Annotated in this window: 22 protein-coding genes; all 22 read left to right on the top strand. The window is 36.1% G+C overall.

Annotation, left to right across the window (positions count from 1 at the left end; all coding sequences use genetic code 11):
- Positions 1 to 195 (top strand): transposase (locus BM121_RS18675; protein WP_175495503.1); only part of this gene is annotated, 195 nt, incomplete at its 5' end.
- Between the two features lie 435 nt (positions 196 to 630).
- A complete protein-coding gene (locus BM121_RS18670) occupies positions 631 to 1,017 on the top strand; it encodes a YlqD family protein (protein WP_091485502.1) in 387 nt (128 codons plus the stop codon).
- 17 nt (positions 1,018 to 1,034) lie between these two features.
- On the top strand, positions 1,035 to 1,544 hold the full coding sequence (rimM, locus tag BM121_RS18665) for a ribosome maturation factor RimM (RefSeq protein WP_091485497.1): 510 nt from the start codon (positions 1,035 to 1,037) through the stop codon (positions 1,542 to 1,544).
- Positions 1,544 to 2,290 (top strand): tRNA (guanosine(37)-N1)-methyltransferase TrmD, encoded by a 747-nt coding sequence (trmD, locus tag BM121_RS18660; protein WP_091485495.1) that lies wholly within the window; start codon positions 1,544 to 1,546, stop codon positions 2,288 to 2,290. The genes rimM and trmD overlap by 1 nt, the downstream gene beginning before the upstream one ends.
- A 120-nt stretch (positions 2,291 to 2,410) precedes the next feature.
- Positions 2,411 to 2,755, top strand: a complete 345-nt coding sequence (gene rplS / locus BM121_RS18655) for a 50S ribosomal protein L19 (protein WP_091485493.1) — start codon at positions 2,411 to 2,413, stop codon at positions 2,753 to 2,755.
- A gap of 537 nt (positions 2,756 to 3,292) precedes the next feature.
- Entirely contained in the window at positions 3,293 to 3,844 is a 552-nt protein-coding gene (lepB, locus tag BM121_RS18650) for a signal peptidase I (RefSeq protein ID WP_091485492.1), read from the top strand.
- Between the two features lie 23 nt (positions 3,845 to 3,867).
- Positions 3,868 to 4,713 (top strand): ribosome biogenesis GTPase YlqF, encoded by an 846-nt coding sequence (ylqF, locus tag BM121_RS18645; RefSeq protein WP_091485490.1) that lies wholly within the window; start codon positions 3,868 to 3,870, stop codon positions 4,711 to 4,713.
- A 190-nt stretch (positions 4,714 to 4,903) separates the two neighbouring features.
- The gene (locus BM121_RS18640; RefSeq protein ID WP_091485488.1) at positions 4,904 to 5,662 is read left to right on the top strand and encodes a ribonuclease HII; all 759 of its coding nucleotides are present in this window, start codon (positions 4,904 to 4,906) and stop codon (positions 5,660 to 5,662) included.
- A gap of 15 nt (positions 5,663 to 5,677) precedes the next feature.
- The gene (locus BM121_RS18635; protein ID WP_091485486.1) at positions 5,678 to 7,744 is read left to right on the top strand and encodes a hypothetical protein; all 2,067 of its coding nucleotides are present in this window, start codon (positions 5,678 to 5,680) and stop codon (positions 7,742 to 7,744) included.
- Entirely contained in the window at positions 7,741 to 8,022 is a 282-nt protein-coding gene (locus tag BM121_RS18630; RefSeq protein ID WP_091485484.1) for an EscU/YscU/HrcU family type III secretion system export apparatus switch protein, read from the top strand. The genes BM121_RS18635 and BM121_RS18630 overlap by 4 nt, the downstream gene beginning before the upstream one ends.
- 115 nt (positions 8,023 to 8,137) lie before the next feature.
- Positions 8,138 to 9,304 (top strand): ADP-forming succinate--CoA ligase subunit beta, encoded by a 1,167-nt coding sequence (gene sucC, locus BM121_RS18625; RefSeq protein WP_091485483.1) that lies wholly within the window; start codon positions 8,138 to 8,140, stop codon positions 9,302 to 9,304.
- Positions 9,305 to 9,340: 36 nt separating this feature from the next.
- Positions 9,341 to 10,243, top strand: a complete 903-nt coding sequence (gene sucD / locus BM121_RS18620; protein ID WP_091485481.1) for a succinate--CoA ligase subunit alpha — start codon at positions 9,341 to 9,343, stop codon at positions 10,241 to 10,243.
- Positions 10,244 to 10,309: 66 nt separating this feature from the next.
- Positions 10,310 to 11,206 carry a DNA-processing protein DprA gene (gene dprA / locus BM121_RS18615; RefSeq protein WP_091485479.1) on the top strand — a complete coding sequence of 299 codons (897 nt, stop codon included), beginning with the start codon at positions 10,310 to 10,312 and terminating at the stop codon, positions 11,204 to 11,206.
- 148 nt (positions 11,207 to 11,354) lie between these two features.
- Positions 11,355 to 13,433, top strand: coding sequence for a type I DNA topoisomerase (topA, locus tag BM121_RS18610; protein ID WP_091485478.1), 2,079 nt, complete (start codon positions 11,355 to 11,357; stop codon positions 13,431 to 13,433).
- Positions 13,434 to 13,932: 499 nt separating this feature from the next.
- Entirely contained in the window at positions 13,933 to 14,838 is a 906-nt protein-coding gene (xerC, locus tag BM121_RS18605) for a tyrosine recombinase XerC (RefSeq protein ID WP_091485476.1), read from the top strand.
- An 11-nt stretch (positions 14,839 to 14,849) separates the two neighbouring features.
- Positions 14,850 to 15,392, top strand: coding sequence for an ATP-dependent protease subunit HslV (gene hslV, locus BM121_RS18600; RefSeq protein ID WP_091485474.1), 543 nt, complete (start codon positions 14,850 to 14,852; stop codon positions 15,390 to 15,392).
- Positions 15,393 to 15,407: 15 nt separating this feature from the next.
- On the top strand, positions 15,408 to 16,808 hold the full coding sequence (gene hslU / locus BM121_RS18595) for an ATP-dependent protease ATPase subunit HslU (protein WP_091485472.1): 1,401 nt from the start codon (positions 15,408 to 15,410) through the stop codon (positions 16,806 to 16,808).
- Positions 16,809 to 16,826: 18 nt separating this feature from the next.
- Positions 16,827 to 17,603: a GTP-sensing pleiotropic transcriptional regulator CodY gene (gene codY / locus BM121_RS18590; protein ID WP_091485471.1), complete on the top strand. Its 777-nt coding sequence runs from the start codon at positions 16,827 to 16,829 to the stop codon at positions 17,601 to 17,603.
- A 270-nt stretch (positions 17,604 to 17,873) separates the two neighbouring features.
- Positions 17,874 to 18,266, top strand: a complete 393-nt coding sequence (gene flgB / locus BM121_RS18585) for a flagellar basal body rod protein FlgB (RefSeq protein WP_091485469.1) — start codon at positions 17,874 to 17,876, stop codon at positions 18,264 to 18,266.
- Positions 18,267 to 18,268: 2 nt separating this feature from the next.
- Complete coding sequence (gene flgC, locus BM121_RS18580) at positions 18,269 to 18,724, top strand: flagellar basal body rod protein FlgC (RefSeq protein ID WP_091485500.1); 456 nt, start codon at positions 18,269 to 18,271, stop codon at positions 18,722 to 18,724.
- Positions 18,725 to 18,749: 25 nt separating this feature from the next.
- The gene (gene fliE, locus BM121_RS18575; protein ID WP_091485467.1) at positions 18,750 to 19,049 is read left to right on the top strand and encodes a flagellar hook-basal body complex protein FliE; all 300 of its coding nucleotides are present in this window, start codon (positions 18,750 to 18,752) and stop codon (positions 19,047 to 19,049) included.
- Positions 19,050 to 19,094: 45 nt separating this feature from the next.
- A complete protein-coding gene (gene fliF / locus BM121_RS18570) occupies positions 19,095 to 20,696 on the top strand; it encodes a flagellar basal-body MS-ring/collar protein FliF (protein ID WP_091485465.1) in 1,602 nt (533 codons plus the stop codon).
- Positions 20,697 to 20,703 lie beyond the last annotated feature (7 nt).

Here is a 20,703-nt window from a genome sequence, read left to right as displayed (position 1 = left end):
ATGAATGAACCGGATAAATACCATCCTTTTATTCATAGTACCAATCATTTAGAACGATTAAATGAGGAAGTTCGAAGACGTGAGAGTGTCATCCGGATCTTTCCAAACACTCAATCCGCTTTTCGTCTCTTAGCTGCTTACTTAATGGAATATGCAGAAACAAAGCAACAACAAAGAGCACTTTTGAAAAATTAAAAAGCACTTTGATAGCATGCCCATTTTCCACTGGGGGAAGGGGATCCCCTTCCCCCAGTGAAAAAATAAATAACCGTCATATGTGGTGGAAACATTGTATTTTTACTTTTACACAAAATTAAGGACTTGACTGCGAGCTGAAGATCCCGCAGTGAGCGATCTTTGCTCGCGAGGAAGCTGAAGCCGTGCCCACGGAAAGGGAGTATTTTTCCGCAGCGACGGTTTAGCACTCATCTACAATCAGAATGGAAGAAAGCCACTCTATAGAAATTTTCATTAGTTCGCAGGTTGTATCTACTACGAATTTCAGTGTGGGTAGATAAAAGGGGTGGGGTTTGTTCGATAATGTATACTTGCGCTTTGGATTGGTGGCATGCTATTCTTTTGTTAGGTGTTTTCATGCTCTTTAATAGGTATGAGAGAGAGGCTGAAACAATGAAAATTATTAAAAAAGTTGCTGTCAAAAAAATAGTCACGGATCAAAGTAAAGAACAACTAAGAGAAGAATACCAATTCAAGATTTTTAAACTCGAACAGGAATGTGAACAATTAAAATTTGAGCAAAAAAAATTAGAACAACGCTCAACCAACAAAAAAGCAGACATCGCAGCCAAGTTCAACAAAGAAATATCGAATCGTAAAGACCATATGAAGTGGTATAAATACAAACTCGAGCAATTGGAAATATTACCAACAGGGAGCGAAATTAGTGATGGAGAAGTCGATGCAGTTATCGATATCGAAGAAGGTATGAGCTGGGACGATTTAACAGAACAAAAATCCGTTACTGTGAAAGACGGCATGATTACGAAAATTACATAATAGGTGGTATGAAATAAATGAATCATTTAAATGTTGGAAAAATTGTCAATACTCATGGGATAAATGGAGAAGTAAAAGTAGTACGAATTACCGATTTCGAAGAACGTTTCGAAATTGGCACTACTTTATGGATTAAAGAGAAAGAAACTCAGGAATTACAACCAGTTACCGTTGATGGCCATCGAGTTCACAAAAATTTCGATTTGTTGCATTTCGAAGAGTTTAACAATATCAATGATGTAGAACACTTCAAAGAATCATTGTTAGTTATTAATACAGATCAGCTTACAGAATTAGAAGCCGATGAGTTTTATTATCATGACATTATTGGTTGTGAAGTAGAAACAACTGATAGTGAATTAATCGGGACGGTTAAAGAAATACTTGCTCCAGGAGCAAATGATGTGTGGGTAGTGACACAAAATGGGAAAGAATATTTAATTCCATATATTGAAGATGTGGTAAAAGAAATAGATATTGAAAACCAAAAAATTAAAATTGAGCCGATGGAAGGGTTATTAGACTGATGAAAATAGATATTTTATCATTGTTTCCGGAAATGTTTGATGGCGTTTTTCAATCTTCGATTTTAAAAAAAGCACATGAGGCAGGTGCTTTTCAGTACAATTATGTAAATTTTCGTGATTATACGGATAATAAACACAATAAAGTAGATGATTATCCGTATGGTGGAGGCGCAGGTATGGTATTAAAGCCTCAACCTATTTTTGATGCAGTAGAGGCGCTAGAAAAAAATACGTCTGATAAACCACCTCGTGTTATTTTAATGTGTCCTCAAGGTGAGACCTTTTCGCAAAAGAAAGCAGAAGAACTTGCCACAGAAGAACATTTAATTTTTATTTGTGGTCATTACGAGGGCTATGATGAGCGAATCAGAACAGAGCTTGTTACTGATGAGATATCGATTGGTGATTATGTGCTGACGGGTGGAGAATTAGGCGCCATGGTTGTGATTGATAGTTTGGTCCGCTTGTTACCAGATGTACTAGGTAACGAAGATTCTGCTGTTCAGGATTCATTTTCAACCGGTATGTTAGAGCATCCCCATTATACGAGACCGGCTGATTTCCGTGGTTTAAATGTCCCTGATGTATTGTTATCAGGAAATCATGCCCATATTGAAGAATGGCGTAGAAAAGAAGCGCTAAAGAGAACCTATTTTAGACGGCAAGATTTATTGCAACAGTTAGAGTTAACGGATAAAGAAGAGAAATGGATAAAAGAATGGGAAAATTCACAAGAAAATAGTTGAATTCTCTTTATTGGTATGCTATATTGATAGTTGTGCTTAAGTGAACGCTTAAGGTGAATAAACGATGTTCCGCTGCCGTGTAATTCGTTAAGAACATTGGTTTGGAAGGAGTGTGACAGAATGCAAAAATTAATGGAAGAAATTACAAAAGACCAACTAAAAACTGACTTACCTAAGTTTCGTGCTGGTGATACGGTAAAAGTTCACGTGAAAGTTGTGGAAGGTAACCGTGAACGTATTCAGGTATTCGAAGGTGTTGTTATTAAACGCCAAAACGGTGGTATCAGTGAAACATTTACAGTTCGTAAAATTTCTTATGGTGTAGGGGTTGAACGTACATTCCCTGTGCATTCACCACGAATCGCTAAAATCGAAGTACCTCGTCGTGGTAAAGTTCGTCGTGCGAAGCTTTATTATCTACGTAACCTACGTGGAAAAGCTGCTCGTATCAAAGAAATTCGCTAATGAGTATTGTGTGAAAAGGAGCTTGCATAGTCAGGCTCCTTTTTCTTAGGATAAGAAAGAAAATTAGGGGCTTGTCTACGCAAGCGCCGACTTCCCGAATCACCCTACGATAAAGAAGACTTGTTGACCTGCGAGCTGTTAAGCGAAGTCACAGACATAGTCGCACTTTCAACGGTCCTGTGACCAAACGTCGACACTAGAACGTCCTGTTCGTCAAAAGTCAGCATCAGCTCGCAAGCTCTCCGTATTTCCTTTATCTCAGTTGATTCACTCCATATTAGCTACTTTTCTAATCGGGTTCTTTTCGCTTTTCTTATACGTTAGGAAAGTATAAAATCTTAGTATAGATGGCCATTCGACGTGACGACAATTTTCAGTGCGAAGAATATGTGAAACTAAGACTTCGTCAGTATTTGGCGAGAAGTCACATTTTTATCATGGTGCTGATCGTCCGTAGAAACCCAATGATGGAAGTCTCACTTTATCTATTTAATATTTTGGAAGTACTTGTAGTGTATGAAAGAAAGGAATCTTTTTATGACTGAAAAAAAGATTGACTGGGTCGACTGGATAAAAACCATTGTTATTACGGCTTTAATCGTAATTATATTTCGTATGTTTATTGCGGTTCCTATTGTAGTTGAAGGTCCATCCATGTTACCAAATCTAGAGGATAAGGATCGAATTATAGTAAATAAGGTAAGTTTAATGTTTGGTGAACCAGATCGTTTTGATGTTGTCGTTTTTCATGCTACGGCTAAGAAGGATTACATAAAAAGGGTGATTGGTTTGCCAGGTGACTCCATTGTGTATAAAGATGATCAGTTATTTATAAATGGACAACCAGTTGAAGAACCATTTATTGATGCAGAAATAGCCAACGACCAATCAAATTACACAACGAATTTTTCATTACAAGATATCCCAGGCAATGCAGAAGAAGTTCCAGAGGGACATGTATTTGTTCTGGGAGATAATAGGCCAAATTCAACAGATGGTAGACATCTAGGATTTATACCGATGGATCAAATAGTTGGAATTGCTGGTGTAACGTATTGGCCAGTGGATAATATCGGCTTCGTAGATTAACATAGAGAAATAGAGGTGGATACATGACAATACAATGGTTTCCAGGACATATGGCCAAAGCAAAAAGAGAAGTACAAGAAAAATTAAAATTAGTTGATTTTGTGATTGAACTAGTAGATGCAAGAGCACCGGCTTCATCACAAAATCCTCTTTTACAGCAAATTTTAAATCAGAAACCAAAAATGATTGTGCTAATGAAGAATGATTTGGCTGATCCTGCATCAACAAAAGCTTGGTTAAGTCATTTCTCAGAAAAAGGTATGGTTGCCATAGCCGTGAATGTGAATGACCGTAAAGATATACAGCATGTTATTCAAAAGGCGAAGGATATGTCCAAAGAGAAAATGGACCGTTTAAAGAAAAAAGGGGTTCGCCCGAGACCGGCACGTGCAATGATTATTGGTATACCGAATGTAGGGAAGTCAACATTAATAAATCGGTTAGTTCATAAGAAGATAGCCAAGACTGGAGATAAACCAGGTGTAACGAAACATCAACAGTGGATAAAAGTAAAAAAAGATTTTGAATTATTAGATACACCTGGTATTCTTTGGCCGAAATTTGAAGAGCAAGTAGTTGGCTATCGACTTGCAGCAATTGGTACAATCAAGGATCAGTTGTTGCCGATAGAAGATATTGCTGCATTTGTGATTCAATATTTACAAGCGACTTTTCCGTCTGTATTAAATGAACGTTATCAAATAACAGAAGATAAAGAAGATATGAACGAAATATTTGAACACATTGGTAAACAAAGAGGTTGCCTTGAATCAGGTGGCAGAGTGAATTTTGAAAAAGCAGCCGATATCATCCTCCAAGACTTGCGATCAGGAAGATTAGGCAACTTAACGCTAGAGCAACCAGAATAGCTAGTGCTTGAATAAAGTATACACCTTGTTTCTATGAAACGAGTGTATACTTTTTATTTAGAAAAACTAATCAATAACTGGAATAAGTGCATAGTGGACAGTGAGTCCATAGTAAGCGAGTAAATGAAGGAGTTGAACCCTTCATTTTTTTGAAAAAGTGCCGATAAATTAGGAAACGAGGTTTATAAAGATGAAAAAAGAATGGACGATAAATCAAATTAAACACTACTTATCAAACGAACTTCCTAAAGAAGACGTGTTGAAAGATTTATATCAAGACCAGCGAAAAGGTGTTCAAACTTTATTAAAACAATATGAAAAAAGACAACAAGCCACTCAAGCTCAATATGAATTATTTGAAACGATGAGTCAATACGAGCAGGTGTTATGGAACAAAGGTATTACATATATTGCAGGTGTAGACGAGGTCGGTAGAGGACCGCTAGCAGGGCCTGTTGTGGCAGCAACAGTTATTTTACCAAATGATTTTCAATTATTAGGAATAAATGATTCAAAAAAATTATCGAAGAATAAACGAGAATTATTTTATCAATATATTACAAAGCATGCAATAGATTATGCTGTTGGCATAGTGGATGCTGAGGAAATCGATCAAATCAATATTTTAGAAGCTTCTAAAAAAGCGATGTATCAGGCACTAAAGAAAATAAAATATACAGAATATGTGCTCATAGATGCAGTGAGATTAGAGCAACTAGATGTTCCAAGTGACGCAATCATAAAAGGAGACCAAAAAAGTATTTCAATTGCGGCAGCCAGTATTATTGCTAAGGTAACTCGTGATGATATGATGGAAAAGCTACATCAGCAATATCCTTTATACGCTTTTGATCAAAACAGCGGTTATGGAACCAAACAGCATTTAGATGCGATAACTGGCAATGGTTTAACACCTTATCACCGGAAAAGCTTTCTGAAATCCTATTAGAGAGGAGGTAGCTATGTGCGAAACATTCCTTCTTTTTCAAGCGTATTGCGTTCTGAAAATACACGTGTGAATGCGACACAAAACGCTCTAAAACCTGGGCAAATGCTACCGGGTAAAGTACTTGAATTATATCCAAATCAAAGAGCAGCAATTCAGCTAGGCGGGTCACAAGTGGTGGCGCAGTTGGAAACAGCATTGGCCTCCAAGCAGAACTACCTTTTCCAAGTAACATCTGTTGGTGATGTGATAAGACTAAAAAAAATTAGCGATGTCCCCCTTCCAAATAACAGGCCGATTAGTGATCAAATAATGCAGCAACTAGGTTTAAACAATAACCGACAATTAAAAGCTTTCATACAACAACTTGTTAGTCAAAACATAGCGTTTACATATAAAGATGGACAAGCATTTGCTAAACTCCTTGAGCAATTTGGCGGGGGTAGCGCCAATCGTGAATTACTATTAGTAATGACAAAACAAAATTTCCCATTAACAGAACAAGTATTTCAAAGTTTACAAACATTTCAATCATCACAACTAGGTAAGCAAATTAATCAACTGCAACAACAATTAGCACCATTTAATCATAATTCATTATTATCTCAATTGCAGCAACAACTTTCATTGCTTGTTTCTTCATCACCATCACAGGCTCAACCGATGTTACAACAGTTTTTGCATGCAAATCAGCCATTACTAGAACAGGTATTGTCTACGTCGGCACCTGTTCAATCATCATTTTTACAACAACTAACAAAAGGATATAGCTTAAATAATAACCAAACACAAGAGTTCATACAGCAGCTAAATCAAATACTAAAACAACAATTGCCGTTCCAGGAAGGGGAAAGACAGGCATTTTCAACATTTTTACAACGTTTTGGTCAAATGATGGAACATGGAACGGTTACTAACTCATTTAAAAATGTTGTGCAGCAACAATCATTTTTTCAAAAAATTATGAAAGTAATAGCAGGACAAGACCAGCAAATGGCTCAACAATGGTCACAACAAACATCACAATCTAACGTGAGTCAAGAGCGACAAGTTTTTTCGATGTTACAACAGATGCAAGCACAACAATTGTCACTTCCCAACCAAAATCTTGTTCGTTCCTTATTGTTGCATTTGGATGCTACAAATCCATCATCGCTACCGATGAAAGATCAATTTTTACATATGATGAAGCATTTCGTCCAAACTAGCGGGATTCAAGATGAAGCACAATTAGCACAAGAAATTCGTACAAATAGTACACATAGTACTAGTCAATTATTGCAATCAATGATGGCAGGAATGACGAAACAAGACCGACAAGTAATGCAACAATGGATGGCACAAGCACAACCAATAGTGACACAAAATCAACAGACAGCTGAAATTTTACAGCGAATCAATATACAACAAATACCTCAATCTGAGCAATCGTTAGTTCGACAAGTCCTGCTATCATTAGAAGCTAGTGACCAAGCTGTAAACAAAGACCAGTTCTTGCAAATGGTCCGTCAAGTGTTACATCAAGGAGAGCAAGTAACCATCCAAACCAGAGAAATGGAACATTCTTTAAAGCAAAACCTATTACTAGCTAATCAACAAAGCCCAGATGTAGCCAATAATCAACTGCAACGTATGATTCAAAGTTTAACAGGCATGCAATTAAATATGGTACAAGATGAGCCATCCATTACCCAGCAAAGTTTTCAAATTCCAGGAGATCGGTTTGGCTTAGCCAAGGATATTCGAATGCAATTTGAAGGGAAAAATCGTCAGAATAGTGAAGAGATTGATTCGGACTTTTGCTCTGTATTGTTTCATCTTGATTTATATACATTAGGGGAGACGATGATTACTATGTCCATTCAAAAAAGAATCGTACATATCTCGGTATATAATGATCAACAAGATATTAAACCAATAATGGATTCTTTTACGCCCATCTTAAAAGAGAAATTGTCCGACTTAAATTATCAATTATCTTCTATTAGCCAAAAGACATTATCAGATAAAGAGCAAAGTGTCACAAACGGCAATCATACCGCTTATAATTCTATTAAAACAGAAGGGATTGACTTCCGGATATGACAGAACAGGAACGATACCGAAAACGAGCAGCAGCCTTACAGTATGATACAGAAACGGATGTTGCACCAAAAATATCCGCGACCGGTAAAGGATATGTAGCAGAAGAAATTGTCGAAAGAGCGAAACAAAACAATATCCCGATTCAATCTGATCCGTCTCTTGTAGAATTATTATCAGAATTAAATATAAATGAGCAAATACCAGAGGAATTATACCAAGTAGTGGCAGAAGTGTTTGCTTATATTTATCAAGTAGACCAAAAAGCAGCTAAGAAATAATGCATCTATCCTACTTTTAGAAAAAAGCTCGAATTATGCATAGTCTTTCCTAGACAATTGAAGGCACTTTTTTATACAATGAGAATGCAGTGATTAATTGATGGGAGGATGAAAGATGAATATTCACGAGTATCAAGGCAAAGAGATTTTGCGTAGTTACGGTGTTGCTGTACCTAACGGAAAAGTAGCATATACAGTAAATGAAGCTGTTGAAGCTGCAGAACAATTAGGTTCAGCGGTATCGGTAGTAAAAGCTCAAATTCACGCTGGGGGAAGAGGAAAAGCAGGCGGTGTGAAAGTAGCTAAAAATATCGATGAAGTCGGTACATATGCTGAAGAAATTTTAGGGAAAACACTGGTAACACATCAAACAGGACCAGAAGGAAAAGAAGTAAAGCGGTTACTAGTTGAAGAAGGTTGCGATATTCAAAAAGAATATTATGTCGGCCTTGTTTTGGATCGTGCTACATCATGTGTCACAATGATGGCATCTGAAGAAGGTGGCACAGAAATCGAAGAAGTAGCAGAGAAAACTCCTGAAAAAATCTTTAAAGAAGTGATCGATCCAGTTACTGGCTTATTACCATATCAAGCAAGACGTCTTGCTTTCCATATTAATATTCCAGCTGAATACTTGTCGAAAGCGGTTAAATTCATGATGGGATTATACCAAGTGTTTGTCGAGAAAGATTGCTCCATTGCGGAAATTAACCCACTTGTTACAACAAGTGATGGTAACGTTTTAGCATTAGATGCAAAACTTAACTTTGATGATAATGCCCTATTTCGTCAAAAAGATATTGTCGAGTATCGTGATTTAGAGGAAGAAGACGAAAAAGAAATCGAAGCATCCAAGTATGACCTAAGTTATATCGCACTGGATGGAAATATTGGATGTATGGTAAACGGTGCCGGTCTTGCGATGGCAACGATGGATATTATCAAGCATTATAGTGGAGATCCGGCTAACTTCCTTGATGTTGGGGGCGGAGCAACTGCAGAGAAAGTAACAGAAGCATTCAAGATAATTCTGTCGGATGACAATGTAAAAGGTATTTTTGTAAACATTTTCGGTGGGATTATGAAATGTGATGTTATTGCAGAAGGTGTCGTCCAAGCAACGAAAGAAGTTGGTTTAACTATTCCTTTAGTAGTTCGTCTTGAAGGTACAAACGTAGATGCTGGTAAGAAAATTTTAGCTGACTCTGGCTTGAATATTACACCAGCTGAATCAATGGCAGACGGTGCAGAAAAAATTGTGGCACTTGTTAATGAAGCATAAATTTTATCTCTAGGGGAAAAAGGAGGATCCATTTACATGAGTGTTTTTGTTAATAAAAATACCAAAGTGCTTGTTCAAGGTATAACTGGTTCAACAGCACTTTTCCATACAAAACAAATGATAGATTATGGAACTAAAATTGTTGGTGGAGTAACACCAAAAAAAGGTGGTACGGAAGTTGAAGGAGTACCTGTATTTAATACAGTTGAAGAAGCTGTAAATGAAACAGGTGCAAATGCTTCGGTTATTTATGTACCAGCTCCATTTGCTGCAGATGCTATTATGGAAGCAGTAGATGCTGAATTAGACCTCGTAATTTGTATTACAGAGCATATTCCTGTGATGGATATGGGTAAAGTAAAACGTTATATGGAAGGTAAGAAAACGAGATTAGTAGGACCAAACTGTCCTGGAGTCATTACTCCAGAAGAATGTAAAATTGGTATTATGCCAGGATATATTCATAAAAAAGGTCATATTGGAGTTGTTTCTCGTTCTGGTACCTTAACGTATGAAGCAGTGCATCAATTATCAGAAAATGGTTTTGGTCAATCCACTGCTGTCGGTATTGGTGGTGACCCTGTAAACGGTACTGACTTTATTGATACGCTTAAAGCCTTTAATGAAGATCCTGAAACAGAAGCGGTTATGATGATCGGTGAGATTGGTGGTACGGCAGAAGAAGAAGCGGCTGAATGGGTAAAAGCAAATATGACAAAACCAGTAGTTGGCTTTATTGGTGGCGCTACTGCACCTCCAGGAAAACGTATGGGGCATGCAGGAGCGATTATTTCAGGCGGAAAAGGTACGGCTGAAGAAAAAATTAAAACGATGAATGCTTGTGGTATTCAAGTAGCTGAAACACCTTCTGTGATGGGTGAAACGTTAATTAAAGTATTAAAAGACAAAGAACTTTATGATAAGTGTAAGACGCACTAAACATTCTGAAATAAGCTGAGATTCTTCTCAGCTTATTTCTTCTATAAAAAGAGGTGTATGTATGAAATGAAAAAAAACGAATGGCGATTAATTCATTTGCATTACATTATAGGAACGAATCGTAATCTTATATGGAACGTAATGAATGAAGATCCAGAGTTTGAACAGATGTACAAATGGGACGTTCAACAATGGAAAGAAAAATTTCAAATCCATGACAAAAAGGCCTTTTTTATTGTAAAAAGGTTGCAGGATAAGTCACTGAAACAAAAAATAGTACGTTACGTAGAGGCATATCAGGTATTAACCATATTTAGTAAAGATTACCCTGTCAGTTTAAAAGAAATTCCAGATCCTCCATTAGTTTTATACCTCCATGGTAATCCAAGGTTACTTTCACACGTACCAAACCTTAGTGTTGTGGGTACTAGATATCCTTCAAAATTCGCAAGATCCATCATGGCTAATATTCTAACTCCATTATTTGAATGCGATTTCCTTATTACGAGCGGTATGGCTATTGGTATTGATGGATTTGCCCATCAATTAGCATTGCAACATCTTAGTCCAACAATTGCTGTACTAGGTAGTGGTTTCGAACATGTATATCCAAAGCAGCACCTAACCTTATTTACACAATTAGTAGAACAAGGTTTAATTTTATCGGAATATCCCCCAGATCTACCTCCAAGAAAATATCATTTCCCTGAGAGAAACAGAATTATTAGCGGACTAAGTTTCGGGACTCTTGTCATTGAAGCAAAAGAAAAAAGCGGGACTTTAATTACCGTTGATCAGGCTTTAGAGCAAGGAAAAGAAGTTTTTGCAGTTCCGGGATCGGTGCTGGCAGAAACAAGTTCAGGATGTAATCAGCTAATTAAAGAGGGGGCAAAATTAGTTAAAAATAGCCATGACATTTTAGAAGAATATCATCCAAGAAGGAGAACTTCAGAAGGAAAATAAAAGAATTTTATGTAATTTCTTTATTGCATTGTTTGACAAACACTAACAAAGTATTTAATAATAGGGAAGATTTATCATATCTAACAGCAAACATTTATAATATGTATTAACACGAAATGATTTTGCCTCTTGGGAGGGTGTAAGTAATATGGCACAATATCTAGTAATTGTTGAATCACCGGCAAAAGCCAAAACTATTGAGAGATATCTAGGGAAAAAATATAAAGTGAAAGCTTCGATGGGGCATGTAAGGGATCTTCCAAAAAGTCAAACTGGTGTGGATGTTGAAAAAAATTATCAGCCAAAATATATAACAATCCGAGGAAAGGGTCCCGTATTAAAAGAATTAAAAGCCGCTGCTAAAAAAGCAGATAAAATCTTTCTCGCAGCCGACCCTGACCGTGAAGGAGAAGCAATAGCGTGGCACTTGGCGCATAGTTTGAATATTGACTTGGATTCTCAGTGTCGGGTAGTTTTTAATGAAATTACGAAAGAAGCCGTTAAAGACTCTTTTAAACATCCAAGAACCATAAATATGGATTTAGTAGACGCACAACAAGCACGAAGAATCTTAGATCGTTTAGTAGGTTATAATATTAGTCCACTACTATGGCAAAAAGTGAAGAAAGGTCTTAGTGCCGGACGAGTCCAGTCAGTTGCCGTTAAAATGATTATTGATCGCGAAAATGAAATTAAAGATTTTAAACCGGAAGAGTATTGGAGTATCGAATCGATCTTTAAAAAGGGTAAACAATCATTTGATGGTGCTTTTTATGGGCAAGATGGCAAGAAAAAGCCACTTCATACTAAAGATGATGTAGACAAGATTTTATCTACATTAAAAGGAAACGACTTTTTAATAGAGAAAGTAACGAAACGGGAAAGAAAACGCAATCCATCTCCAGCTTTCATAACGTCTTCATTACAACAAGAAGCAGCAAGAAAGCTTAATTTCAGAGCAAGAAAAACGATGATGGTAGCACAACAATTATATGAAGGTATTGATTTAGGAAAACGTGAAGGTGGCATTACAGGACTAATAACGTATATGCGTACAGATTCAACAAGAATATCGGATACTGCAAAGGCTCAATCGCGACAGTATATTGAAGATAAGTACGGCAAAGAATTTATTGGTTTCACAAAAAAGGCTAAAAATGCTGAAGGTGCACAAGATGCCCATGAAGCAATTCGACCAACTAATGCACTAAGAGATCCTCAATCACTAAAAAAAGTCTTATCTAGGGATCAATTTAGATTGTATAAGTTAATTTGGGAACGATTTATTGCTAGTCAAATGGCATCGGCCGTTATGGATACGATGACTGCTCATTTAACGAATCAAGGTGTGGAGTTCAGAGCAACAGGTTCCAAGATTAAGTTTAAAGGTTTTATGGAAGTTTATATCGAGGGATCTGATGATCAGACAAAACCAACTGATAAATGGTTACCAGATTTATCTGAGGGAGAAACAGTAAAAGCTGAAAAAATTACACCGAATCAACACTTTACACAACCACCTCCAAGGTATACGGAAGCAAGGTTAGTAAAAACAATGGAGGAAAAAGGAATCGGCAGACCATCAACTTATGCTCCTACATTAGACACGGTTCAAAGACGTGGTTATGTAGCCCTTGATAATCGACGATTTATCCCGACGGAATTAGGCGAAATTGTTATTAAGTTAATAGAAGAATTTTTCCCCGAAATCATTGATGTCACTTTTACTGCAAAAATGGAAGGTGATTTAGATTCTGTCGAAGAGGGGGAAACAGAATGGGTAAAAATTATTGACCAATTTTACTCAGGATTTGATCAACAATTGAAAAAGGCAGAAAAGGAAATGGAGAAAGTAGAAATTCGCGATGAACCGGCAGGTATTGATTGTGAAAAATGTGGCCATGAAATGGTTTATAAAATGGGCCGTTATGGTAAGTTTTTAGCATGCTCTAACTTTCCTGATTGTCGAAATACAAAACCAATCTTAAAAGAAATCGGTGTAGATTGTCCTAATTGTAAAGATGGCAATATTGTAGAAAGAAAGACGAAGAAACGAAGAACATTTTATGGTTGTGACAATTATCCTTCCTGTGAGTTTATTTCTTGGGATAAGCCAGTAGGGAGAAACTGTCCGAAGTGTGATAATATGTTAGTCGAGAAGAAATCAAAGAAGAAAGCTCAAGTCCAATGTGCATCATGTGACTATAAAGAAGAAGCTCAAGGTTAATCAAACAAGGTTTCTAACACATTTTTCTAGCCAGCTTTCAAATGAATATAACGTAAAAGATGGTTCCGACAAATGAATCGGAATCATCTTTTTTAACAGTAAAGATTAGCACTTAGCAAAAATCAGGATGGAAGGAAGCAATTTTAAGTATTCATTAGTTCGCAGTAGTTTGTATCTATATAAAATCAGTTAATCAGGATTGGTCCGGGCTTTTTTGTCCGGTTTTTCTTATGGTCTTAGACGTTTTTACTTAAGATCAAAAAAGCTTTTTATGTGTGATTGGGCCAAGTGTGATGCCTTATGCGTTTTTAAAAAGAACTAAGAATGTTAATATAAAATAACACAGTGTGTTCCATTGCATCTGATTATTGGTTCTTTGTTTAAAGCACTAAGAAAAAGGGAATTAATGTAATAATGGAGAAAGTAGTGACAATTTTGCAAATTTAATTGCAGACTCGAACCTATTATGTTAATATTTTAACGCATTTAGAGGTGAAATATGAATTTTTTTAAATATTGGCTCGCTTATTTAGATTACTTGCAAATCGAAAAAAATGCATCCAAACTGACAATTGAAGCGTATGAAAAAGACCTTGCTGATTTTTTTAATTTTTTAACATCTGAAAATCTTCAGTCTTTACAAGATGTAAATTATAGTATTATTCGAACTTATTTAACTACCCTATATGATAAAAATCTATCCAGAAGGTCGATTAATCGACGCATTTCTTCGCTAAGGTCATTTTATAAGTTTTTATTGAGAGAAGAAATGGCGTTTGAGAATCCTTTTGTTCATTTACATTTACCAAAAACAGCTCATCCCATCCCTGAATTTGTCTATCAAGAAGAAATGAAAATACTTTTTGAATCGATCGATCAAAGTACTGCGCTTGGTAAGCGAAATATTGCTATATTGGAAGTTTTATATGGTACTGGAGTTCGTGTTAGTGAATGTGTTCAACTGACAATAGACAGTGTTGATCTCGATCTTCAAACTATTTTAGTTACTGGAAAAGGTAACAAGGAAAGGTATGTTCCTTTCGGTGAATACGCTAGTCAGGCACTACAACTTTATTTGAAGGAAAGTCGATCATTATTAATTACTGAAAAAAGTCAACCACATAATGTTTTATTTCTCAATGCCAGAGGGAACCCGTTGACAGCAAGAGGGGTAAGGTTAATCATTAATAAATTGGTGGAAGAAGCAGCCATAACTTTACATATTCATCCGCATAAATTACGACATAGCTTTGCGACACATTTGTTGGATAACGGGGCAGATTTAAGAGCGGTGCAAGAACTATTAGGGCATTCTCATTTATCTTCCACTCAAATATATACACATGTTTCTAAAGATCGATTAAGTCATGTTTATAAAACAGCTCATCCGAGAGCAAAACGATAGGAGGAATTAGAATGGACTCATTTCATGCAACCACGATATTCGCCATCCAGCATAATGGAAAATCTGCAATGTGTGGCGATGGTCAAGTGACATTTGGAAATCAAGTGGTGATGAAACATACAGCAAAAAAAGTAAGAAGACTATATAAAAATCAAGTTTTAGCAGGTTTCGCAGGTTCTGTAGCAGATGCATTTACTCTCTTCGAAAGTTTTGAAACAAAGCTTGAAACTTTTGATGGAAACCTATCAAGGGCTGCTGTTGAGCTGGCAAAAGATTGGCGGAGTGATAAATATTTACGGAAACTGGAAGCGATGTTAATCGTAATGAATAAACAGGAAATACTATTAGTGTCAGGTACTGGTGAAGTGATAGAACCTGATGATGACATTCTTGCAATCGGTTCAGGTGGTCATTATGCCTTAAGTGCAGGTAGAGCATTAAAAAAACATGCTTCAGATATGGAAGCAAAAGAAATTGCAAAAGCATCTCTGGAAATTGCAGGAGAAATATGTATTTTCACAAATAACCAGCTTGTTTTAGAAGAATTAGAATAAGAAAGGATGGGTGTCGTGTCTATCAATTTAACGCCAAAACAAATTGTTGAAAGATTAAATGAGTATATAATTGGACAACAGGATGCCAAAAAAGCTGTGGCAGTTGCTTTAAGAAATCGTTACCGAAGAATGCAGTTGCCTGTGGAACTAAGAAATGAGATCGTTCCTAAAAATATATTAATGATAGGGCCAACAGGTGTTGGTAAGACAGAAGTAGCCAGACGGTTAGCGAAATTAGTTGGTGCTCCTTTTATAAAGATTGAAGCTACCAAGTATACAGAAGTAGGCTATGTTGGGCGTGATGTGGAATCAATGGTTCGTGACCTGGTGGAAACAGCTGTACGAATGGTTAAAGAAAAAGCGATGGAAGATGTACAAGAAAAAGCAGAACAACTAGCAAATAAGCGACTAGTGGAAATTCTGGTACCGTCTAAAAAGAAAACGACTACGTCAAAAAATCCATTCGATATTTTCATGAACCCGAATCAACAGCAAAACAACACAGAAGATACGAATGATACACAAGAAAAAGAAGATATTAAACAACAAAGACAACAAACTAAAAAATTATTAGATCTTGGTGAACTAGAAGATAGTACCGTAACTATTGAAGTAGAGGAACAAGCATCGAATATGTTTGACATGTTACAAGGTTCTGGAATGGAACAAATGGGAATGAATATGCAAGATGCATTAGGACAGCTGTTTCCAAAAAAGAAAAAGAAACGAAACTTAACTGTAAAAGAAGCAAGAAAAGTGTTAACCCTTCAAGAGGCACAAAAACTGATTGACATGGATGAAGTCACACAACAAGCGATTGAAAAAGCGGAACAAACAGGGATTATTTTTATTGATGAAATGGATAAGGTCGCTGTAAAACAAGAACAGTCTGCTAATGTATCACGGGAAGGCGTACAGCGTGATATTTTACCGATTGTAGAAGGGTCTTCAATTGTTACGAAATACGGTCCTGTTAAGACAGACCACATGTTATTTATTGCAGCTGGAGCTTTTCATAAGGCGAAACCTTCAGATCTCATTCCTGAATTGCAAGGACGCTTTCCGATCCGTGTAGAATTTGAAAAATTAACGGTGGCAGATTTTAAACGAATTCTTTCAGAGCCTTCTAATGCATTATTAAAGCAATATAAAGCATTGTTAGAAACAGAAGGAATTACTATTTCATATACTGACGAAGCGATTAACCGCTTAGCAGAAATTGCTTATGAAGTAAATCAGGACACAGATAATATTGGAGCAAGAAGATTACACACTGTTTTAGAAAAATTATTGGAAGAACTATCGTATGAGGCATCTGATATTGGAATTGGAAATATTGAAATAACAGAAAACTATGTAAATGATAAGTTAAAATCAATAGCAACGAATAAAGATTTAAGTCAATTTATTTTATAATATGGATGGTGAAAAAATATGCAATTATTAGAAAAGACACGAGAAATTAATGCAATGCTCCAAAAAACCAAAGGTAAATCGGTGGATTTTACAGATATGTCGAAAACGTTAAGAGATGTTATAGAAGCAAATATATTTATTGTCAGTCGTAAAGGAAAATTATTAGGCTTTGCTATTAACAAACAGATTGAAAATGAGCGAATGAAAAAAATGTTGGAAGAAAGGCAATTTCCTGAAACATATACAGACAATTTATTTAATATTTCGACTACAACAACTAACATAGGTATCGATAGTGAATACACGGCTTTCCCAGTAGAAAATTATGATTTGTTTAAGCAAGGTTTAACAACAATTGTACCAATCATTGGTGGTGGTCAACGGCTGGGGACGCTTATATTAAGTCGTTTATCAAATAGTTTTGATGACGGTGATCTAGTGTTGGCAGAGTATGGTGCAACCGTAGTAGGAATGGAAATTTTGCATGAAAAAACAGAAGAAATAGAAGAAGAAGCTCGTAGTAAAGCAGTAGTACAGATGGCAATAAGCTCATTATCATACAGTGAACTAGAAGCAATTGAACATATTTTTGAAGAATTGGATGGTAATGAAGGATTACTTGTAGCAAGTAAAATAGCTGATCGTGTTGGAATTACTCGTTCCGTCATTGTAAATGCACTAAGAAAACTAGAAAGTGCAGGTGTCATTGAATCCCGATCATTAGGAATGAAGGGAACATATATCAAAGTATTAAATGATAAATTTTTAAATGAATTAAAACACCATCATATCTAAAAAAGATCTCCTCTGAAAATGAGGAGATCTTTTTTTATGTTCAACACCATTTTTAGCGAATTATGAATCAAGCCTTAAGAATTAATACGACACAAAACAACAAATTAACCAATAAAAACAAGACTAAAGTCCCTGTTTTACAAAAAAATTACACTACTTTAGTCAGAATATGACGATAAGTCATAGACAACATAGATTATTTAAATTACAATATTCGATAGACAAAAGATTTTTGTGACGGTTTAAATAAAAAAAGTGAGGGATTTTTTTATGTCATTATTTGGTGGTACTATCCAGACCCTGGAAAATTCACTGCAATATGCTTCTGTAAAAAATAAAACAATAGCACATAATATATCAAATGCGGATACAGCTAATTACAAAGCGAAACAAGTTCAATTTAATGATGTATTGAAAAATGAATTATCAAATCAATTTCAGGCAACAAGAACGAATGCACAACATCTTCCTTTTTCATCTGATAAATCGAATATAAAAATATCATCAGACCGTGGTACCATGTACAACCACAACGGAAACAACGTAGATATCGATAAAGAAATGACGGAATTAGCCAAGAATCAAATTTACTATCAAGGTTTGGTAGATCGAATGAATGGTAAGTTTAGTAGCTTACAAAGTGTTATTAGGGGAGGTAGTTAATGATGTCAATATTTAATGCGATCAATACTAGCGGAAGTGGTCTGACCGCTCAACGTCTGAGAATGGATACGATCTCTTCTAATATTGCGAATGCAGAAACAACAAGAGCGACAGTAAATGCAGACGGAGAATATGAACCATATCAGAGAAAAATGACAGTGTTCAGTCCTAAAGATCAAAGTTTTTCATCAATTCTTAATCGAGCTACTCAAAAAGGCGAAAGCGCTGGAAATGGAGTAAAAGTATCTCAAATTGTCGACGATGAAGAACCGTTCAAGCTTGTGTATAACCCTAATCATCCAGATGCGAATGACGATGGTTATGTAGAAATGCCTAATGTAGATCCGTTAAAAGAAACGGTTGACATGATGAGTGCGACAAGGTCTTATGAAGCGAATATAACTTCTTTAAATGCTTCGAAAACAATGTTGATGAAAGCCTTGGAAATTGGTAAATAAAACGTAATAAAGGAGTGAATACTCAATGAATATTTATTCGTTAGAAAACATTCAGCCAAATGCGATTCAAACCGAAAATAACAAGCAGACAGTAGGAGACTCTCAACAACAATTTGCTGATAGCTTTAAACAAGCTATTGAAAGTATTAATAAAGCACAACACGAGTCAGATCAAAAAACAGAAGCACTTGCCAAAGGTGAAATTGATAACTTACATGATGTCATGATTACAGCACAAAAAGCTAGTATTATGCTACAAACTGGTGTAGAAGTTCAGAAAAAAATGGTAGATGCATACAACGAAGTAATGAGATTACAAGTTTAATACATTGATAGTTGTAAGCAAGTAATGATTTTTTGGGGGCACAAAATGAACGAGAACTTAAAACTATACAAGGATAGAGTAACGAGCTATTATACATCGATGTCGAAAAAGCAAAAAGGGTTACTATTCGGTGGAGTGGGAGCATTATTAGCTGTCATCATCCTCTTGGTAGTAATGACATCTGCAAAAAGTGATATGGTAGCACTGTATAATGAATTGTCCATACAAGAAGTAGGTCAAATTACCGAGGAATTAGATGCCCGTGGCGTAACATATGAAATTACGGATACCGGAACGGGTGTCAAAGTACCAGAAGCAAGGGCTGATTCACTATTAGTAGATCTTGCTGCACAAGGAATACCAGATAGCGGTAGTATTGACTATTCTTTTTTTGCAGAGAACAGTTCCTGGGGAGTAACGGACAATGAATTTGAAGTAATGAAACTGGATGCCATGCAAACCGAGTTAGCAACTTTAATAACGCAAATAGATGGGATCAAAGGTGCTGAAGTAAATCTTAATATACCAGAGGAACCGGTATTTATTAGTGACAAACAACAACCTTCCACAGCATCTATAGTCATTCAAACTGCACCAGGATATCAATTTGAACCAAATAACGTGAATGCTTTGTACCACCTTGTTTCGAAATCAATTCCTAACCTTTCTGCTGATGATATCGTCATTATGAACCAAAATTTTGAGTATTTTGACTTAGATAACCAAAATGCTTCTGGAAGTGCTGATGCATATACTTCTCAACAACAAATTAAAGGTGATATTGAAAAAGATATCGAGAGAAATGTACAAAAAATGTTAGGTTCCATGATAGGAATGAATAAAGTAGCTATTTCAGCAACTGCTGATATCGATTTTACCCAAGAACAACGAGTGGAAGAATTGGTAGAACCGGTTGATGAAGATAATGACACGTTACCAGTCAGTATTGAAACGATAACTGAATCATTTACAGGTGAGCAACCGGAAGATGGCGCCGTCGGAGTTGAAGAAGGAGAGGTTGCTAACTATCCAGCAGGTGTGGAAGGAAATGTAGGTGATTACGAGCTCGTTAAAGAATCCGTTAATAATGAATTTAATCGAATTCAAAGAGATATTGTGGAAAGTCCATATAAAATTAGAGATTTAGGTATACAAGTAGCAATTGATAATACGAGAGTTATAGAAGATGGAGAAATTGAACAACTAACTGCGCAGGAACAATTGGCGGTTGAAGAAAGTGTTGCTTCGATTCTAGACTCTATTATTTCTACTTCTATCGACAAATCATATGGTGAAATAACACCGGAGGAAAAAGTATCCATCGTATTCCAACCATTCGAAGGAACGGATACACTAGCAAACCCAACGGTTAGTCCAGCTATTCCAGCATGGGTATACATAGTAGGCAGTCTGTTACTATTAGCAATTATTGTTTTGTTATGGATGATTAGACGAAGCAAACGTTCAGAAACAGAAGAAGTTGTTAAAGAGGTGGAAACTTCAGAAATACAAGAACAAGAAGTTCCGCCAATTACGCATGCAGATGATTCAGATTCATCCATGAGACGAAAGCAATTGGAGAAATACGCTCAGGAGAAACCAGAAGAATTTGCGAAATTATTAAGAAGCTGGATTACAGAGGATTAAAGGAGGT

The organism is Gracilibacillus orientalis, from assembly GCF_900114645.1.
Taxonomy (GTDB): domain Bacteria; phylum Bacillota; class Bacilli; order Bacillales; family Amphibacillaceae; genus Gracilibacillus; species Gracilibacillus orientalis.
The sequence above is the reverse complement of the archived record's forward strand: the minus strand, read 5'-3'. Positions and strand labels throughout refer to the sequence as shown.

What these genes read in the sequence shown, in the direction of transcription:
- BM121_RS18670 (WP_091485502.1), top strand. Translation starts at nt 631, where the DNA reads ATGAAAATTATTAAAAAAGTTGCTGTCAAAAAAATAGTCACGGATCAA.
- rimM (WP_091485497.1), top strand. Translation starts at nt 1,035, where the DNA reads ATGAATCATTTAAATGTTGGAAAAATTGTCAATACTCATGGGATAAAT.
- trmD (WP_091485495.1), top strand. Translation starts at nt 1,544, where the DNA reads ATGAAAATAGATATTTTATCATTGTTTCCGGAAATGTTTGATGGCGTT.
- rplS (WP_091485493.1), top strand. Translation starts at nt 2,411, where the DNA reads ATGCAAAAATTAATGGAAGAAATTACAAAAGACCAACTAAAAACTGAC.
- lepB (WP_091485492.1), top strand. Translation starts at nt 3,293, where the DNA reads ATGACTGAAAAAAAGATTGACTGGGTCGACTGGATAAAAACCATTGTT.
- ylqF (WP_091485490.1), top strand. Translation starts at nt 3,868, where the DNA reads ATGACAATACAATGGTTTCCAGGACATATGGCCAAAGCAAAAAGAGAA.
- BM121_RS18640 (WP_091485488.1), top strand. Translation starts at nt 4,904, where the DNA reads ATGAAAAAAGAATGGACGATAAATCAAATTAAACACTACTTATCAAAC.
- BM121_RS18630 (WP_091485484.1), top strand. Translation starts at nt 7,741, where the DNA reads ATGACAGAACAGGAACGATACCGAAAACGAGCAGCAGCCTTACAGTAT.
- sucC (WP_091485483.1), top strand. Translation starts at nt 8,138, where the DNA reads ATGAATATTCACGAGTATCAAGGCAAAGAGATTTTGCGTAGTTACGGT.
- sucD (WP_091485481.1), top strand. Translation starts at nt 9,341, where the DNA reads ATGAGTGTTTTTGTTAATAAAAATACCAAAGTGCTTGTTCAAGGTATA.
- dprA (WP_091485479.1), top strand. Translation starts at nt 10,310, where the DNA reads ATGAAAAAAAACGAATGGCGATTAATTCATTTGCATTACATTATAGGA.
- topA (WP_091485478.1), top strand. Translation starts at nt 11,355, where the DNA reads ATGGCACAATATCTAGTAATTGTTGAATCACCGGCAAAAGCCAAAACT.
- xerC (WP_091485476.1), top strand. Translation starts at nt 13,933, where the DNA reads ATGAATTTTTTTAAATATTGGCTCGCTTATTTAGATTACTTGCAAATC.
- hslV (WP_091485474.1), top strand. Translation starts at nt 14,850, where the DNA reads ATGGACTCATTTCATGCAACCACGATATTCGCCATCCAGCATAATGGA.
- codY (WP_091485471.1), top strand. Translation starts at nt 16,827, where the DNA reads ATGCAATTATTAGAAAAGACACGAGAAATTAATGCAATGCTCCAAAAA.
- flgB (WP_091485469.1), top strand. Translation starts at nt 17,874, where the DNA reads ATGTCATTATTTGGTGGTACTATCCAGACCCTGGAAAATTCACTGCAA.
- flgC (WP_091485500.1), top strand. Translation starts at nt 18,269, where the DNA reads ATGTCAATATTTAATGCGATCAATACTAGCGGAAGTGGTCTGACCGCT.
- fliE (WP_091485467.1), top strand. Translation starts at nt 18,750, where the DNA reads ATGAATATTTATTCGTTAGAAAACATTCAGCCAAATGCGATTCAAACC.
- fliF (WP_091485465.1), top strand. Translation starts at nt 19,095, where the DNA reads ATGAACGAGAACTTAAAACTATACAAGGATAGAGTAACGAGCTATTAT.